Source organism: Paenarthrobacter sp. NPDC089307, from assembly GCF_040685055.1.
Classification (GTDB): Bacteria; Actinomycetota; Actinomycetes; order Actinomycetales; family Micrococcaceae; genus Arthrobacter.
In genome coordinates, this window is sequence record NZ_JBFBHE010000006.1 from 243483 (window position 1) to 260229 (window position 16747).

General features: G+C 62.6%; 21 protein-coding genes. 11 read left to right on the forward strand and 10 right to left on the reverse strand.

Annotation, left to right across the window (positions count from 1 at the left end; all coding sequences use genetic code 11):
• Positions 1-46 precede the first annotated feature (46 nt).
• The 5 genes from AB0N72_RS16510 (at position 47) to AB0N72_RS16530 (ending at position 4357) form a co-directional block, all read left to right on the forward strand.
• Positions 47-775: a lysostaphin resistance A-like protein gene (locus AB0N72_RS16510; RefSeq protein ID WP_363932894.1), complete on the forward strand. Its 729-nt coding sequence runs from the start codon at positions 47-49 to the stop codon at positions 773-775.
• Positions 776-853: 78 nt separating this feature from the next.
• Positions 854-1291, forward strand: coding sequence for a VOC family protein (locus AB0N72_RS16515; RefSeq protein ID WP_363932891.1), 438 nt, complete (start codon positions 854-856; stop codon positions 1289-1291).
• Between the two features lie 21 nt (positions 1292-1312).
• The gene (locus AB0N72_RS16520; RefSeq protein WP_363932888.1) at positions 1313-2275 is read left to right on the forward strand and encodes a 1,4-dihydroxy-2-naphthoyl-CoA synthase; all 963 of its coding nucleotides are present in this window, start codon (positions 1313-1315) and stop codon (positions 2273-2275) included.
• 9 nt (positions 2276-2284) lie between these two features.
• Positions 2285-3424, forward strand: a complete 1140-nt coding sequence (locus AB0N72_RS16525) for an AMP-binding protein (protein WP_363932885.1) — start codon at positions 2285-2287, stop codon at positions 3422-3424.
• A 51-nt stretch (positions 3425-3475) separates the two neighbouring features.
• The gene (locus tag AB0N72_RS16530) at positions 3476-4357 is read left to right on the forward strand and encodes a 1,4-dihydroxy-2-naphthoate polyprenyltransferase (RefSeq protein WP_363932882.1); all 882 of its coding nucleotides are present in this window, start codon (positions 3476-3478) and stop codon (positions 4355-4357) included.
• Between the two features lie 61 nt (positions 4358-4418).
• On the opposite strand, the gene AB0N72_RS16535 is transcribed toward AB0N72_RS16530, so the two are convergent.
• The gene (locus AB0N72_RS16535; protein WP_363932879.1) at positions 4419-4730 is read right to left on the reverse strand and encodes a DUF4229 domain-containing protein; all 312 of its coding nucleotides are present in this window, start codon (positions 4728-4730) and stop codon (positions 4419-4421) included.
• A gap of 87 nt (positions 4731-4817) precedes the next feature.
• On the opposite strand from AB0N72_RS16535, the gene AB0N72_RS16540 reads away from it, so the two are divergent.
• A complete protein-coding gene (locus AB0N72_RS16540) occupies positions 4818-5252 on the forward strand; it encodes a PLD nuclease N-terminal domain-containing protein (RefSeq protein ID WP_363932876.1) in 435 nt (144 codons plus the stop codon).
• 23 nt (positions 5253-5275) lie between these two features.
• Here AB0N72_RS16540 and ccsB read toward each other — a convergent pair whose 3' ends face one another.
• From ccsB to AB0N72_RS16565, 5 genes are read right to left on the reverse strand one after another with little or no spacing between them, the layout of a single operon-like run.
• Positions 5276-6343, reverse strand: coding sequence for a c-type cytochrome biogenesis protein CcsB (gene ccsB, locus AB0N72_RS16545; RefSeq protein ID WP_363932873.1), 1068 nt, complete (start codon positions 6341-6343; stop codon positions 5276-5278).
• A complete protein-coding gene (locus AB0N72_RS16550) occupies positions 6343-8046 on the reverse strand; it encodes a cytochrome c biogenesis protein ResB (protein WP_363932871.1) in 1704 nt (567 codons plus the stop codon). The genes ccsB and AB0N72_RS16550 overlap by 1 nt, the downstream gene beginning before the upstream one ends.
• Positions 8046-8801, reverse strand: a complete 756-nt coding sequence (locus tag AB0N72_RS16555; protein ID WP_363932869.1) for a cytochrome c biogenesis CcdA family protein — start codon at positions 8799-8801, stop codon at positions 8046-8048. Before AB0N72_RS16555 ends, AB0N72_RS16550 begins: the two co-directional genes overlap by 1 nt.
• A 5-nt stretch (positions 8802-8806) precedes the next feature.
• Positions 8807-9412: a TlpA disulfide reductase family protein gene (locus AB0N72_RS16560; RefSeq protein WP_363932867.1), complete on the reverse strand. Its 606-nt coding sequence runs from the start codon at positions 9410-9412 to the stop codon at positions 8807-8809.
• Between the two features lie 6 nt (positions 9413-9418).
• Complete coding sequence (locus AB0N72_RS16565) at positions 9419-10084, reverse strand: histidine phosphatase family protein (protein WP_363932865.1); 666 nt, start codon at positions 10082-10084, stop codon at positions 9419-9421.
• Between the two features lie 207 nt (positions 10085-10291).
• On the opposite strand from AB0N72_RS16565, the gene AB0N72_RS16570 reads away from it, so the two are divergent.
• The 3 genes from AB0N72_RS16570 (at position 10292) to AB0N72_RS16580 (ending at position 12686) form a co-directional block, all read left to right on the forward strand.
• Complete coding sequence (locus tag AB0N72_RS16570) at positions 10292-10843, forward strand: YceI family protein (protein ID WP_144659655.1); 552 nt, start codon at positions 10292-10294, stop codon at positions 10841-10843.
• A gap of 166 nt (positions 10844-11009) precedes the next feature.
• Positions 11010-11726 carry a hypothetical protein gene (locus AB0N72_RS16575; RefSeq protein WP_363932862.1) on the forward strand — a complete coding sequence of 239 codons (717 nt, stop codon included), beginning with the start codon at positions 11010-11012 and terminating at the stop codon, positions 11724-11726.
• A 228-nt stretch (positions 11727-11954) separates the two neighbouring features.
• Positions 11955-12686, forward strand: coding sequence for a hypothetical protein (locus tag AB0N72_RS16580; protein WP_363932860.1), 732 nt, complete (start codon positions 11955-11957; stop codon positions 12684-12686).
• Between the two features lie 48 nt (positions 12687-12734).
• Here the strand turns inward: AB0N72_RS16580 and AB0N72_RS16585 are convergent, their stop codons facing one another.
• Positions 12735-13442, reverse strand: a complete 708-nt coding sequence (locus tag AB0N72_RS16585) for a redox-sensing transcriptional repressor Rex (RefSeq protein WP_281452685.1) — start codon at positions 13440-13442, stop codon at positions 12735-12737.
• Positions 13443-13518: 76 nt separating this feature from the next.
• On the reverse strand, positions 13519-13773 hold the full coding sequence (locus AB0N72_RS16590) for a glutaredoxin family protein (RefSeq protein ID WP_363932857.1): 255 nt from the start codon (positions 13771-13773) through the stop codon (positions 13519-13521).
• Positions 13774-13971: 198 nt separating this feature from the next.
• Between AB0N72_RS16590 and AB0N72_RS16595 the strand changes: the two genes are divergently transcribed.
• Positions 13972-14790, forward strand: a complete 819-nt coding sequence (locus AB0N72_RS16595; protein ID WP_363932855.1) for an HAD-IB family hydrolase — start codon at positions 13972-13974, stop codon at positions 14788-14790.
• A gap of 215 nt (positions 14791-15005) precedes the next feature.
• Positions 15006-15971, forward strand: a complete 966-nt coding sequence (locus AB0N72_RS16600; protein ID WP_363932853.1) for a DUF559 domain-containing protein — start codon at positions 15006-15008, stop codon at positions 15969-15971.
• A 197-nt stretch (positions 15972-16168) separates the two neighbouring features.
• Here the strand turns inward: AB0N72_RS16600 and AB0N72_RS16605 are convergent, their stop codons facing one another.
• Entirely contained in the window at positions 16169-16267 is a 99-nt protein-coding gene (locus tag AB0N72_RS16605) for an AURKAIP1/COX24 domain-containing protein (RefSeq protein ID WP_003792170.1), read from the reverse strand.
• Between the two features lie 163 nt (positions 16268-16430).
• Positions 16431-16643 (reverse strand): helix-turn-helix domain-containing protein, encoded by a 213-nt coding sequence (locus tag AB0N72_RS16610; protein ID WP_363932850.1) that lies wholly within the window; start codon positions 16641-16643, stop codon positions 16431-16433.
• Between the last annotated feature and the right edge of the window lie 104 nt (positions 16644-16747).

Sequence of the window (16747 nt, forward strand, 5' to 3'; positions counted from 1 at the left end):
TACCGCCCACTCCGGCCCACGGGTCCGGCGAAGCTAGGCTGGTCACATGGGCACTCTTCACACCAAGGCATCTTTGTACAGATTCACCGCCCTGGACGCCATTGCCGTAGCCGTCTATCTCGGGTTCACCGCCTACTTCACCGTCAGCGGCGAAGCTGTCGAACGGCTGATGCTTCGGCTGTTTCCCGACCCGGCCACCGCCTCCTATGCCGTCAACGCAATCTTCTATGCCGGCGTCGGAATATTCGCCGTGGCCTCAGCCTGGCGGGTGGTGGGCCGGGACCTGAAGATCCTGGGCACCAGGCCGTGGTTCACGCTGGGCATGGTTCCCCTCGCGATCGTGGTGATGCTCATCCTCACGGCCCTGCTTGTCGCAGCCTTTGGGACCGCCCAGAGTTCCGAGAACCAACTGGGCATCCAGGGACTTTTGCAACACGTTCCGGCCTGGCTCATGGTCCCGTTGTTGGTGGTCCTGGGACCGTTCGTTGAGGAGTACCTGTTCCGGCACCTCCTCATCGGCAAGTTGTCACAACACGTGAACATCTGGATCTGCTGCGTGGTTTCGGTGCTGGTGTTCGCTTCCATCCATGTGATGGGCCGCGAAGGCCTGGTGCTGTCCGCCCTGGCCCCCTATTTGGGGATGGCCACGGTGCTGGTCGCCGTCTATGTATGGACGGGGAAGAACCTGATGTTCTCCTACTTCGTGCACGCCGCCAAGAACCTCATGGCAGTGGTCCTGATCTACGCCGTTCCACCGGAGCTCCTCCCCAACTAGGTAGCAGTTGGGTAATCCGGACGGAAAGTGACCGCAAAGCCCTACCCTGCCACCCGCCGTCGGAATAGCTTTGGGTGCATGACACTCAACATCCAGGTAGTAGTGGACTGCAAGAAGCCCCACGACCTCGCCGATTGGTGGGCCGAAACGCTCGAATGGGTTGTCGAGCCCCAGGACGAGGCGTTCATCCGCTCCATGATCGAGCAAGGTTTCGCCAGCGAAGACCAGACCATCACGCACAACGGAAAGCTGGTCTGGGCCGAGGGCTGCGCGATCATCCCGGCAGGCGACACAGACCCCACCACCGGACGGCGCATCCTGTTCCAGACAGACCCCAACGAGAAAACCGTGAAGAACCGCGTCCACTGGGACGTCCGCCTGGCCGGCCGGGACAAGGACGTGGTCCGCAAGGAATTGGAAGCCCGCGGCGCCACGCACCTCTGGACAGCCAGCCAGGGACCCCACGAATGGCACACCATGGCGGACCCGGAAGGCAACGAGTTCTGCATCAGCTAAGGCCATTACTAGACTCGGTATGTGAACAACGATCTCCCTGCCAAGGTTTCCGACATCTTTGACCCCTCGCGCTGGCGCACAGTTTCCGGCTTCGATGACTTCAAGGACATGACGTACCACCGGCAAGTCGAGCGTTCAGCGGACGGCACGGTCAAGGACCTCCCCACGGTCCGCATCGCCTTCAACCGGCCCGAGGTCCGAAATGCGTTCCGCCCGGGCACAGTCGACGAGCTCTACCGGGCCATGGACCATGCCCGCATGACCCCCGATGTCGCCACCGTCCTGCTCACCGGCAACGGGCCTTCGGAAAAGGACGGCGGACACTCCTTCTGTTCCGGCGGAGACCAGCGGATCCGTGGGCGGGACGGCTACCGCTATCAAGTGGAAGGCGCAGCGGGCGAGTCCGCTGAATTTATCGACCCTGCCCGCGCCGGCCGCCTCCACATCCTTGAAGTCCAGCGCCTGATGCGGACCATGCCCAAGGTGGTCATCGCCGTCGTCAACGGTTGGGCGGCAGGCGGCGGGCACTCCCTGCACGTCGTCAGCGACCTCACCATCGCGTCCCGCCAGCACGGCAAGTTCAAGCAGACGGACGCCACGGTGGGAAGTTTCGACGCCGGATACGGCTCTGCGCTGCTGGCTCGCCAGATCGGGCAGAAAGCCGCGCGGGAAATCTTCTTCCTTGCCCGCGAATATTCCGCGGAGGACATGGTCAGAATGGGCGCCGTGAACGAGGCAGTGGACCACGAGCGACTGGAAGAAGTGGCCCTGGAGTACGCCGCGGACATCGCCCGCCAGTCCCCGCAGGCCATCCGCATGCTCAAGTTCGCGTTCAACCTGGCCGATGACGGCTTGGCCGGGCAGCAGGTCTTCGCCGGCGAAGCCACCCGGTTGGCCTACATGACCGACGAGGCCGTTGAGGGCAAGGAAGCGTTCCTCCAGAAGCGCGACCCCGACTGGTCCAGCTTCCCCTACTACTTCTAGGACTACCCTGTGAACGTCGATCCTGTCCTGAAAGCACTGATGGCTGCCCTCCACGGCGAGGGCCCCGCCGTCGAAATAGTCATCGGCGGCAACGGCGAGCCCCAGGCAGTCCCGGTGGAGACCGGCGTCGAGGACGCAGCCCTGGTGGTCCGGACCTCCGGTTCCACCGGGACGCCCAAGGCAACAGTCCTGACCATTGACGCCCTCGCGGCGTCGTCCGTGGCCACCGCCATGGCACTGCGGGGAGAAGGCCAGTGGCTGCTGGCGCTCCCCCTGCAATACGTGGCAGGTGCGCAGGTTTTGGTCCGCTCGCTCTACGCTGGAACGCGTCCGTGGGTGATGGACCAGTCGAACGGCTTCACGCCCGAGGCCTTTACCGCCGCAGCGGAGGAACTGACGGACAAGATCCGATTCACCTCCTTGGTACCTACGCAACTTCAGCGGCTGCTGGACTCCCCCGCGCCCGAAACCCTCGCCGTGCTGCGCCGCTTCAACGCGATCCTGCTGGGCGGCGCCCCCGCTTCGGCGGAGCTCCTGGCTGCAGCACACGCGGAAGGCCTGAAAGTCGTCACCACCTACGGCTCGGCCGAGACGTGCGGAGGGTGCGTTTACGACGGCGAGCCACTGGACGGCGTCGAGGTCCGGATTGGTGAGGGCGAGCTGGAAGGCCGGGTCCTGCTGGGTGGCGATACCGTGGCGGCGGGCTACCTGGATGGCGCAGGAACATCCGAGAACGCGTTCTTCGAGGAGGACGGCACACGCTGGTACGTCACCGGCGACCTCGGCGAGCTGAGCGACGACGGCAAGCTGACCGTGCTGGGCCGCGCCGACGACGTCATCATCACCGGCGGCATCAAGGCCTCCGCCGCTTTCATCCAAAGCAAGCTGGAAGCGCTCGACGGCGTCAACGCGGCTTTCGTGGCCGGCGTACCGTCGCGCGAGTGGGGCCAGGCTGTTGCGGCCTACGTGGCCGTGGACGATCCCAGCCCCGAGGGCATCAAGGGTTTCACGGCCCGACGGGAAGCCGCTTTGGGCGTCCTGGCCCCGAAAACCGTCCTCGCCGAGAAGGAATTGCTGATGCTGCCCAACGGCAAGCCGGACAGGCTGGCCATGATTGAGCTTCTTTCCAATCTGCATCAGGGACAATAGACAAGTTCTTCCCCCACTGAGATCAAACGCGAAACACACGAGGTACTACACGTGGCGACAGCTGCACAATGGATCCAAGGAGCCCGGCTCCGCACCCTGCCCGCGGCAATTGCGCCCGTCCTGATCGGTTCGGCTGCGGCGTACGAGCTCCAGGCTTTCCGGCTGCCAAACGCGATCCTGGCGGCGCTTGTTGCGCTTCTACTCCAAATCGGGGTCAACTACGCCAACGACTACTCTGACGGCATCCGCGGAACCGACGAGGACCGTGTCGGCCCGCTGCGTTTGGTGGGTTCCGGAGCAGCGCGGCCGGAACAGGTGAAGTGGGCCGCCTTTGCCCTGTTTGGTGCAGCCATGCTGTGCGGCTTGATCCTTGTGATCATTACCCAGACGTGGTGGCTGATCCTGGTGGGCATCGGCTGCGTCCTGGCGGCGTGGGGTTACACCGGCGGCAAGAACCCTTACGGGTACATGGGCCTGGGCGACGTGTTTGTCTTCGTGTTCTTCGGATTGGTTGCCACGCTGGGCACCACGTACACGCAAGCAGGACAGGTCAGCCTGGCTGCGGTGATCGGTGCGATCGGCACCGGCCTGATCGCCTGCGCGCTGCTGATGGCCAACAACGTCCGGGACATCCCCACGGACACCGCGGCCGGAAAGCGGACCCTGGCGGTACGTTTGGGCGACCGGCACGCACGGGAAAGCTACGTGCTGATGCTGGCCGTCGCCATCCTGCTGGTGATTGTCCTGGCGCCGACCAAGCCGTGGATGTTGATCGTGCTCCTGCTGATCCCCGCGTGCCTCATGCCCGCCTGGCTGATGGTTAACGGAAAGAAGCGCAAGAGCCTGATCCCGGTGCTCAAGCAGACCGGCCTGATCAACCTCGGCTACAGCGTGCTGTTCTCGCTGGGCCTGATTCTGAGCCACGGCTTCTAGGTTTTTGTACAGCTAACGCCCTTAAGAAGCCTTCTTAAGGGCGTTAGCTGTACAAAAACTCCTAGGCCGTGCCGGGGCGCTTGTCGTTGTTGACGGCAATGTCCGGGTTCTTCTCAACCAGGCTGTCCTCAGCTTCGGCGTCTTCAACCTCGCCGGCGGAGCGGATGGGCTTGGCCCGCCCGGAGAAACGTTCGCGCATGGCGGCCGTGGCGGCGTCGCGCTGTTTCTGGAAGAACAAGTAGCTGATGGCGAACGCGATCAGTCCTGCAAAGACAACTGCCAGGATCCAGCCAACCCCCAGGAAGGCGAACAGCACGAACAACGGCACGAACAGCGCCAGACGAATGAGGGAATACTTCAGGAAAGCCACCATCCAAGTTTAGCCGCCCGGATCGTTGCACTCTGATCACGGCCAAAACAGGCAGTCCAGCGAACGGCCTCCGGGCACTAGACTTGATGCATGCTCCGCGTTATAGGCGTCGTCGTCGTCCTGGTTGTCTTCGTCTATGCCCTGGTGGACGTCATACGGACGGACCGCCACCAGACGCGTGGCATTTCGAAGACCGCATGGATCATTGTGATGATCGTCCTGCCGGTGCTGGGCGCCGTCCTGTGGTTCATCTTCGGCCGCCCCTACAACAAACCCACCGCCGCACCCGTCAGGCGTCACCCCACGGCGCCCGACGACGACCCCGAGTTCCTCCGCAACCTTGAAACCCGCCGCCGCAACCAAGCCGAAGAGGACCGCCTGAAAAAACTCAAGGCGGACCTTGAGGCCAAGGAACGCAAGCTTCGGGACAAGTCATCCGATGGCAGCAGCGAGGGCAAGGGATTCGGCTCAGGGGACGCCAAACGCGGTGAGCCGGACACGCATGATACCGACGAGCTGAAGTAGGCACGCATGGCCCAGCAAGCGGCCTAGAGCCCGGAGTAGGAATGCAGGCCGTTGAAAACTGTATTTACCAGCGTGAAGTTGATGATGACGCAGGCATAGCCGACGATTGACAACCAGGCTGCCCGGGTTCCCGTCCAGCCACGCGTGGCCCGGGCGTGCAAGTAGCCTGCGTAGACAACCCAGATGACGAACGTCCAGACTTCCTTCGGATCCCAGCCCCAGAACCGGCCCCACGCCTTCTCGGCCCAGATGGCACCGAACATGAGCGTAAACGTCCAGCCGATGAAGGCGATCGCGTTGATGCGGTAGGACAGGTTCTCCAGGCTCAGCGCGTTGGGAACCACCCGCATGAAAGCGAGGTTGTCCTTGCGCCCGGCGGCCAGGTTCTTCTGCCGGTACGACTGCAGCAGCTGCAGGACGGACATGGCGAAAGTCAGGGTGAACAGCGCAGATGACAGGACCGCGATGGAAACGTGGATGATCAGCCAGTAGCTCTGCAACGCGGGAACAAGGTGGCCCACCGGGGTCCAGAAGGATACCGAGGCAGCCACCAGCATGATGATGGCCAGGCCCAGGACGAACGTGCCCAGGAACCTCAGGTCGCGGCGGATCAGGGTGACGAGGAAGACCGCCACGGCAACGAACGCACCCGTGGTGAGGAACTCGTACATGTTGCCCCACGGCACACGGCCGGCACCCAGGGCGCGCGTCACCACTCCGGCGCCGTGGATCAGGACACCAAGAACCGTCAGGGCCACCGCAACACGAGCGGGGACGCGTCGTTCGGCTGTGTACCGCATGTCGCCCGCGGCGGTTCCGCCCGCATAGGTGAGGCCCGACGTCGGACGCTCGGCCCGGCCGGCCGGCCCACCGGCGTCGGGACCTGACAACGCAGCTCCAACGCGACCGGCGGCAACGCTCACCTTTTCGCTGGTGGAGCTGGCAGCGGCCCTCAGGTCCACCGCCTGGAAGGTTTTGCTGCTCTTCGCCAGATCCCAGGCAAAGGCGATGAACGCCACGGTATACGTGCCGGCGGCCAACAGCATGAACAGCTCGCTGTACTGGCCCAGGGTTTCGTTGATGGCTGGCATTACTGGTCCTTCGAGGTTGAGGAAGAGACGGTTCGTGGTGGCTCCGGGGATTCCGGGATGTTCCATTCGCGGGCAAGGATTTCACGCAGTGCTGCTGCTTCGCCGGCGAGGCGGTGGTCTTCGCCGCGTGCCAGCAGGCCGTACTCCACCATCGTGCGTCCATCCTCATGCGTTCCGGTGCGGACCCAGACACGGCGGCGGTTGACGTAGAGGGAAACCATCAGGCCGCCCACAGCCAGCAGGCCGAAAATGAGGGCGTACAGCTGGCCGGGGTTGTGGTGGATGTCCACGCCGATGTACTTCTTGACGCTGTCGAAGCTAATACTTCCCTTGCCTTCGGGCAGCGTTGCGGTCTGGCCCAGACCCAACACGATGCCACCCGCTTCGAGCTTCCGCCCGTTCAGCTGGGTGAGGTTCCTGACGTCCAGTTCGAAGACATTTTGCGGCGCTCCGTCATCCAGCCCGAGGTCGCCGTAGTAGGAATCCAGGTTCAACTGCGGATTGGCCAATGCAGGGTCGGCGCTGTAGGAGATTCCTTGCTCGGATTCGAAGGCCGTGGGCAGGAAGAAGCCGTTGAAACCGAGTTGCTCGGGCTTGCCGTCCGGGACCTTGATGACCACTGAAGAGTAGTAGTTGGCGCCCTGGACCTTCGCCGTGACGGGCCCTTGGAAGGCCACATTGCCATCGCCATCGCGGACAGTGACCACGGGTGCGTAGCCGTTGCCGGTGAGGTACAGGCTGGTTCCGCCCAAGGAAACGGGGTCGTTGACCTTCAGGACTTCCTTCTGCTCGGGGGCGTCCGGGTTTTCCTTGGTGGTGACCTCGGCCGTGTAATCGATAGGCTGGCCGGTCTTCTTGGGCGACTCCCGGTCGAAGGTGGCTTGGAACTTGTCCAACCGGAGGGAGTACGGCTGGAGCGAGCTGCTCTGGAAGTTGGTCCCCGGCGTGAACTGGTCGTAGCCCACCAGGGTGTTCACGAACGTTTCGCCCTCCACCAGGATGCGCTGGCCGCTGTATCCGAAAAGGCCGCCGATGGCCACGGACACCAGCACGCCGATCAACGAGGTGTGGAACACCAGGTTGCCCACTTCCTTCAGGAAGCCGCGCTCGGCACCCAAGGACGGCAGGGCGCCGTCGACGTCCCGTACTTCAACGCGGTAGCCGCGCTTCTTGAGCAGCCCGGCGGCATCGTTGATGGCTTTCGACGCCGGGATCCCGGCGTCGGCGGGCAGCGCCAAGGTGCCGTACTCCGGAAGGCGCGAAAGGCGCTTGGGGGTGCGCGGAGGCTGCGACTTCATGGCCTTGTAGTGCGCGATGGCGCGGGGAGTGACGCAGCCGATCAGGGAGATGAACAGCAGGATGTAGATGGCCGAGAACCAGGCGGACGAGTAGACATCGAACATCTGGAGGGCGTCCAGGAACGGCCCCGTGGCGGGGTTGTTCTTGATCCACTCCGTGACGGTAACGGGGTTGGCGGCGCGCTGCGGAAACAACGAACCCGGCACGGCACCCACGGCGAGCAGGAGCAGCAGGAACAGCGCCGTCCGCATGCTTGTCAGCTGGGTCCAGGCCCACCGGAGCATGCCTTTGAATCCGAGCACGGGTACCGCGGCGTCGGACTTGGCCTGCTGGAGTTTTCCTTCCGCTGCCTTGGTGCTGCCGGCGGAGGGTGACTTCTTCTTGGCTTTCACGGACTCGCTCATCAGATTGGCAACTTCACGTCGTTTTGGAACCAGTACTGCAACTCGGTCACCCAGTGGCCCCACACACCGGTGGCCATCAGGATGCCCAGCAAAATCAGGATGCCTCCACCAATCCGCTGGATAGCGAGCCGGTGCTTGCGGAAGAAGGACATCACTCCCATGCCCCGGCGGACAGCCAAGGCAATCAGGAGGAACGGGATGCCCAAGCCAAGGCTGTAAATGAACGCCAAGAGCGCTCCCTTGGCGGCCGAGGACCCTCCGGACAAGCTCAGCAACTGTACCGCGGAGTAGGTCGGGCCGATGCAGGGTGCCCAGCCCAGGCCGAAGGTCAGTCCCAGGAGCGGTGCACCCCACAGGCCGGCCGGCGGCTTCGCATGGATCTTGGCGTCACGCTGCAACCAGCCGAAACCACCCATGAACACGACGCCCATGACGATCACCAGGACCCCCAACAACTGGGTGATCCAGGCGTTCTGCGGCCCGGTCAGCAGCGTGCCGAGCTGGCCGAAGGCGCCGCCCAGGAGCACGAAGATCGCCGAGAACCCCAGGACGAACAGTCCGATACCCGCCAGCATGCGGCCCCGCCGCTGCTTCTGAAGGTCGACGCCGGTCAGCCCGGTCACGTAGCCCAGGTAACCGGGGACCAGGGGGAGCACGCACGGCGAGAGGAACGAGACCAGCCCGGCCAGCAATGCCACCGGCACAGCCAGCAGCAGGGAACCGTTGAGGATCGTTTCGGCGAAAGGACTGTTCACGGCGACTACTCGGCCACTGCGGAGCTGATGAGGGCCTTCAAAGTGCCCTTTTCGATCTCCCCGAGCACGCGGGAGGCAACTTTGCCTTCCTTGTCCAGGACCAGGGTTGTGGGCACGGCTCCTGGTGGGACGATGCCAGACACGGAAAGGAGCACCGACCCGTCCTTGTCGTTGAAGCTCGGGTAGGTGAGGTTGAACGTCTTGTCGAAGGCTTCAGCGGTGGCCTTCTCGTCGCGAAGGTTCACTCCGAAGAACTGGACTCCCTGGTCCTTGTACTCCTGGTGCAGGGCTTCGAGCTGGGGAGCTTCGATACGGCAGGGAGCGCAGGCTGCGAACCAGAAGTTCAGCACCGTGACCTTGCCCTTTAGGTCCTCGGGTTTTACCTCCGCGCCGTTGAACAGCGTGCCCTTGAGGACTACGGGCGCCGCACGGTCAGCCTTGGCGAACTCCGTGACCGATCCGTCTCCGGCCACGTAGTTCTTGTTATCGCCTGCCTTCGCCTGCTCCGCAAGGGAGTCCTTTTGCGCGCACGCGGAAAGCCCCATGGTCAGTCCGGCAAGCAGGACGCCCCCGGCAGTAAGAACGCCGCGGCGTGAAAGGTTGTTGTCCATGTTTTCCTATGCCCCCGGAGTGCTCGCCGCACCGGGAAGCAGTGCGGCAGCGGGTTCGCTGTACTCGACCCGGATGATCTTGCCGTCGTCATCGAGCGTCAGGGACGTAAGCGATGTCAGGGTGCATTCGCGCTTGCGGGGATCGTGCGCCAGGCGTCGTCCTTCTGCAGTCAGCCGGGTCGACCAAATGGGAAGCTGGTGGCTGACCAGGATGGCCTCGGCGCCGTCCCCGCCCAGTTCGATCGCCTTTACCCGGGCATCTTCAACTGCCGCCAGGACACGCGCGGCCTGCTCTTTATAGGGTTCGCCCCACGACGGGCGCATCGGATTCCGGAAGTACAACCAGTGCTTGGGCTTCAGGAATTCGCTTTTGGTGGGGTGGAGTCCCTGGAAGTGGTTCTCGGCTTCAATGATGCGCGGTTCGATGGTGATCTGAAGGTTCAGCGCTTCCGCCGTCGGCATGGCCGTTTCCTGGGCGCGGGTCAGGGGTGAGGCAACCAGGTGGACGATTTTGGCACCTTGGCCGGCACGGGCAACGAAGTGGTCGGCCAGCATCCGGGCCATCTCCCGGCCGCGCTCAGAGAGGTGGAATTCCGGCAGTCGACCGTAGAGGACGCCGTCGGGATTATGGACCTCGCCATGGCGAAGCAGATGGACAGTTGCTTGGGGCATGTTTACCAGTTTCTCAAAGAAGCGGGGCGATCCGAAATCTTCTACCGCAAGTAGAACTCAAAAATTTCCCGAAATGTTCCGCGGAGTTGGAATAAAAGATGCATATGCATGTTTATACTGGATACGAAGCTCGGTTGACGCTTCAAGCAATTGGTTTCAACCGGGCAAGCACGCAGTACCTTCCACTACATAGGAGCAACAACCATGATGACCCTTCCCGCTTCCGTCACCACCGGCACCTGGACCCTCGACGCTTCCCACAGCGAAATCGGCTTCACCGTTCGCCACGCAGGCATCAGCAAGGTCCGCGGCCAGTTCAAGGACGCTGCAGCCACCCTCGAAGTTGGCGAAACCCTGGCCGACTCCAAGGTCAACGCCACCATCCAGACCGCCAGCTTCGATTCCGGCGACGTCAACCGCGATGGCCACGTCAAGGGCGAAGACTTCTTCGATGTGGAGAAGTTCCCGGAAATCACCTTCGTCTCCCGCCACGTCAAGGCCAACGGAAACAGCTTCGACCTCGTGGGCGATCTCACAATCAAGGGCGTGACCAAGGAAGTTTCCATCGAGACCGAGTTCAACGGTGTTGCAGTTGACCCGTTCGGCAACACCCGCGCAGGCGTCTCGGGTGAAACCACCATCAGCCGCAAGGACTTCGGCCTCACCTGGAACGCAGTTCTCGAGGCCGGTGGCGTCCTGGTCAGCGACAAGGTTGTCATCAACCTGGAGCTCGCGTTCATCGCTCCGGCAGCTGCCTGATTCCACAACACCCCGGACGGCGTCCCTGTTCAGCCTGGTGCTGCAGGGGCGCCGTTTCGCATACACATGAGTCACCCCGATATTGTTCGGCAAACACCCTGTATTTAGCTGCGAGTTGGCTCCGAATTTCCTATGCAACCTTCAACCTGCGGTCTACAGTGATGCCATGAGTACCCCAGATGAAGCACCACAGCCACAGCAGCCCGGCGCCCAGCCACCGCAGCCAGGCAATGTTCCTCCTGCGGGCTACCAACCCCCCGCCGGTTACCAGCCACCACAGGGCGGCACCGTTCCGCCCGGCGGTTACCAAGGACAGCCGGGTTACCCGGACCAGCAGGGTTACCAGCAGCCCCCTGCCTACCAGCAGCCCCCTTCTTATCAGCAACCCGGCCAACCCGCGTACGCCGCGCCCGCCGGGCCGAATCCCGCACCGCCCGCCGGCCTGGGCTACAACGCCCCGCCCCGCAACGTCTTCGGTTTGGACTTCAACAACATCGCACAAAGGTTCCGTGACACCACGGGCGTTCCGAAGACACTCACCACCTCCTACTGGCTCTGGATCGCTGCGGCGGTGTTGGGCATCATCGCCAACTTCGCCAACATCTTCATCTACCGCGACTACTTCGGAGCCTTGTCCATCGGGACGGGCATCTTCAACTTTGTCTTCAGCTTGGTGATAGCCGCCGTGTACGTGTTCATCGCCATCCGCCTCAAGGAGGGAGCGCGCTGGGCCCGGCTGGTTCTGACCATTTTGGGCGGGTTCGCTGTCCTCTCGTTGCTCTTCCTCCTCATCACCCTCAACCTGTCATTGCTCAGTTCAGCAGCTGCAATTGCTGCCGCAGTGATGATGTGGCTCCCCGAATCCCAAAAACACTTCGTCTAGGAGCGCGTTGAGCGGAAGGCCGCGGCCGGATCCCCAAGGATTCCCGCGGCCTTCATCATGAAGAAGTACGCCCACATGATGATTTTCCCCGCCCTCTTGAAATTCCTGCGTGTGGTAGGCAACGGTGCGGGACCCCGGGGGTACGGTGGAAGCAGAACCACGCTGGGGGCAGGGTCACTTTGCTGATCCCGGCGGCCGTACCTGCAGTCGAACAAGCAAAGGAATGCCATGAGCAACCCTCCATACCCGCCGTCGAACCCGGGCGACTCCAACCAGTCCGAGCAGCCCGGCGGCCAGCCCGCCCCGCAGTACGGCCAGCCCTCGGCGCCTCAGTACGGCCAGCAGTCCCAGCCCCCGGCAGCACCGCAGTACGGGCAGCCTGCAGCGCCCCAGTACGGCCAGCAGTCCCAGCCCCCGGCAGCGCCCCAGTACGGGCAGCCCGGTGCATCGCCTTATGGCCAAGCACCCCAGTACGGGCAGGACACCAACTGGCCAAGCCAGCAGCCCGGGCCGTCCACTGTTCCCCAGATGGTCAACACCGCGTTCTGGTTGATTGTCGGAGCGGGGGCCATCTGGCTCATCTCCATCATCATTTCCATGGCAGCGTTGAACGACCCCTCCTTCAGGAGCATGTTCGAGGACCAGATGTCGGCCAGCGGCGGCGCAGATGTCCGTTTCCAAGACGTCCAAGGCTTCATCGTCGCCGTCATGGTTGCGCTCGGAGTAATCGGTGCCGGTTTGTACGCCCTCGTGGCCATCAACGTCCGCAAGGGCCGGAACTGGGCACGTATCCTTGGCACGGTCCTTGCTGCGCTCTCCATCTTCTTCCTGCTGCCGCCGAGCCTGGCATCACTGGCAGCCATTCTTGGCATCGTAGGAATCATCCTGCTGTACCTGCCGGCGTCGGCGCCGTACTTCCGCAAGACGCCGCAGTTCGGGAACCCGTACCAGGGCCGCTAAGCGGCAACGTTCCGCAAACATCCACGAGGGGCGCGGACCCGGCGAAGGCTAGACAGCCTGACCCGGTGTCTGCGCCCTTTGTGCGTGGTAAGCCAGAATCTGGAGTTCCGTCGCCATGTCCACCTTGCGGAGGTTCACATGCGGCGGGACCTGCAGAAGGACCGGCGCGAAGCTCAGGATGCTCCTGATTCCAGCCGCGATGACCCGGTCGCAAACCGCTTGCGCTACGGTGGCCGGCAGTGCGAGCACCACCATGTTTGTGTGCGTTCGTTCCAGGACCCGCTCAAGTTCGGCCGAATCGCTGACGCGCAGCCAACCTACCTCGTTGCCGATCACCATGGGGTCGGCGTCGAAGATGGCCACGACGTCGAAGCCCCTGGACTCAAAGCCGCCATACCGGGCCAGGGCCTTGCCGAGGTTACCGGCGCCGACAATGGCCACTTTCCAGTCATGGGTCAGGCCAAGGGCTGCGGCAATGTGCCGGCTCAGGTACTGGACCTCGTAGCCCACGCCACGGGTTCCGTACGAGCCGACATAGGAAAGGTCCTTGCGGAGCGTTGAGGAACTGACGCCCGACGCTTCTGCCAGCGCTTCGGAGGAGACGCGCTCCACTCCTTCGGCCAGGAGCGAGTTCAGCGCGCGCAAATAGAGGGTCATCCGGGCCACAGCCGCGGGCGGGATCTGCTTGGCGGCAGGTTCGTTGTCCCCGGATATTGCTTCCGCGGACGGTTCCAGCGCAGTCACGGTATTCTCCATTGCGTCGCTTTGTTGTTCCACTCTATGACCCCCGGCCGGACTCAACAAAAGCCACTACATGCGGGTAAGCGCAGCCTCAGCCTGCCAGGGCTTTCTTCAAGGTGCGGGTCAGGCGATCCTCGTCGATCTTCCAGAAATCGCGCTGAATACCGTTCACCAGGACCACTGGAATCTCTTCCGCATAGCGCTCCTGAAGTTGGGGGTCGCCGTCGATTGCCTGTTCGGTCCAGTTCACGCCGAGGCTCTTGGTAACGCGCTCGACGGCGGCACGCGCCTCCGTGCAGAGGTGGCAGTCAGCTTTGGTGAGGAGGACGACGTCGGGAATAGCCATGTGATTAACGGTAACCGCCCCCAACCCTCCACCACATCCCACCCCCTTCCCGCCAACCCTCCACCACATCCCACCCCCTTCCCGCCAACCCTCCACCACATCCCACCCCCTTCCCGCCAACCCTCCACCACCTCCCCCTCGACCGGGCTGCCAGTGCGCCCTCAACGCGGGGTACCCGCGATTGACTAGACTCAAGGCATGCCCGAGGAGAAGAACGCCGCTGTTGCCGCAACTGCCCAAGCGCAGAAGCACACCGGTGAAGCTGCTTTCTTCGACGTCGACAACACGTTGATGAAGGGCGCGAGCCTTTTCCACGTGGCACGCAAGATGTACGAACGTAAAGCCTTCACCTTGCCGCAAGCGGCAGGTTTTGCATGGAAGCAGTTCAAGTTCGTAATGCGGGGCGAAAACATGGAGGACGTCCATGCTGTTCGGGACTCTGCCCTGACCCTGGCTGCCGGCATCACCGTCGATGACATCAAAGCCCTGGGCGAAGAGGTCTACGACGAAATGATCGAGTCCCGCATCTGGCCTGGAACCAAAGCCCTGGCCGAACAGCACCTCCGAGTTGGCCGTAAAGTTTGGCTGGTCACCGCGACGCCAATCGAAGTGGCCACGGTCATTTCCACCCGGCTCGGCCTCACCGGAGCGTTGGGGACTGTCGGGGAGGTGCATGAGGGCATGTACACAGGGAAATTGGTCGGGGATATATTGCACGGGCCCGCCAAGGCCGTGGCAGTCCAGTTGGTCGCTGACCGCGAAGGCCTGGATCTGGACCACTGCTGGGCTTACAGCGATTCGGCCAACGACATTCCGCTGCTGACCATGGTTGGTCACCCGGTTGTGATAAATCCTGATGCCAAGCTACGGCGACATGCCCGCGACAACAACTGGCCCGTTTACGACTTCCGTTCCGGCCGCCGCGCAGCAACTCTGGGCCTCAAAGCTGCCACGGTCGGCGGTGCCGTTTACGGCCTGTGGCGCGGCTTCTCACGATTCCGCGGCCCCCGCCTCTAACCCAACCCTCCATCACAACCCAAGGGCTTAAACCCAACCCTCCATCAGGTCCCAAGCGCTTAAACCCAACCCTCCATCAGGTCCCAAGCGCTTGAACCCAACCCTCCATCAGGTCCCAAGCGCTTGAACCCAACCCTCCATCAGGTCCCAGGCAGGGCTAGCCTACCTGTGGATAACTTCTGCGCGTCGAGTCCGATCTGGGTAAGAATGCCGGTATGCAGATTCCCATACCCGTTCCGGCTCAGCTGAGTTCGGCCCCATTCACCTTGACGGAGGCCAAAGCAGCTGGCCTCGCCCATGTGGAACTCTGGAACCGCATCGGCATCCAGCCTGTCAGTAAGGGTATTTACCGCCCCGCAGATTGGGACTTCGACCTCGAGGCGGCTGCCCGATCACTGTCAGCGGCCAGCCCCGGCGCTTGGATTTCCCACGTCACAGCAGCCAAGCTTCACAATTTTTCACTTCCTCCGTGGCTGTCGGATTCAAACGAGCTGCACTTAAGTAAACCCAGAAGTCTGCCGGCGGTTCGGCGAAAAGGCGTCATCGGCCACACTGTCGTGGTCGAAAATGGCGAAGTCGAGCTGATCCGCGGGCTTTGGATCAGCACGAGACCCAGGACTTGGCTCGACTTGGCCCGGGTGCTGCCGCTGAATGAGCTCGTCTGCATCGGTGACGAACTTATTCGCATTCCAAGGCCTGAATTTGAGCAACGGGATGCGCCCTTCACAACACTTGAGGCCCTTCGCACCTTGGTGGAACGCCATAAGAACCTGCAAGGTGTTGTCCGAGCCAGGGAAGCGCTCGAGCTTATGCGGGTCGGGGCCGATTCGGCACCGGAATCGATGCTGCGTCTCGCGATGCTGGACGCCGGGCTTCCCGAACCGGAACTTCAGGTCTCGCTGCGACTTTCCGATCCCTTCTCGCCTTCAGCAGATCTCGGATACCGCAAGCGTCGGGTCGCTATCCAGTACGACGGCGGCCATCACCTTGAAGAGGCACAGTACTTCAGCGATCAGCGTCGGGATAAAGCCTTCCGGGCCGCCGGCTGGACGGTGCTTGTCTTTGGAAAAGACGACCTTGCCGATGGCTTTGCCAACGCTACGCAGCAAATAAAGAAGGCGTTGCGAAACGGTTGGGTGGACCCTTCAGTGCAAGCAGGTTTCGCGAGACCCCAGGGGTGAGCGAGCGACCCACCCAAACACCCGGAACGTGAGCGAGGGACCAACTCAAGCACCCGGAACATGAGCGAGCGACCCACCCAAGCACCCGGAACGTGAGCGAGCGACCCACCCAAGCACCCGGGATGTGAGAGAGGGACGGGACGCAAAATGCCCGCCACCTCGAGAGGCAACGGGCATTCACGCTTGATGAAGTATCTCTACTTCTTATTGCGGCGCTGGTGGCGAGTCTTGCGAAGCAGCTTGCGGTGCTTCTTCTTGGCCATACGCTTGCGGCGCTTCTTAATAACTGAACCCACGAAAGTTCCTTACAAACTAGAAGTTCCTGTCTGTTGGAACAGATCCGCGGAAGCAGACAGTACAACTGACAGATTCTTACATTGACGTAAAACGTTCCTTAACAGAGTACCGCTTCAAAGGGGTACCCCATGACCACGGTCCGCTGGACGGACCACAGCAGCCTTAGGCAGTCTCGGATTGTCCGTCCACTACGGCACCTTTGAGGTACTGTGCCACGGCTTCCTCCGGCACCCGGAAGGAACGGCCAAACCGGACGGCTGGCATTTCCCCTGAGTGGACCAGGCGATACACGGTCATTTTGGAAACACGCAGGACGTCGGCCACTTCGGCCACCGTCATGAATCGCGCATTCGAGAAGTTAGACTCCGCCGACATTTCCCATATTCCTTTGCTCTCAGCCGACCAGGACACCCCCAGGAAACGGTGTGACGATGCTGAGCCATCAAACAACCATGTGCTAGATACTCTAGAGGCTCATG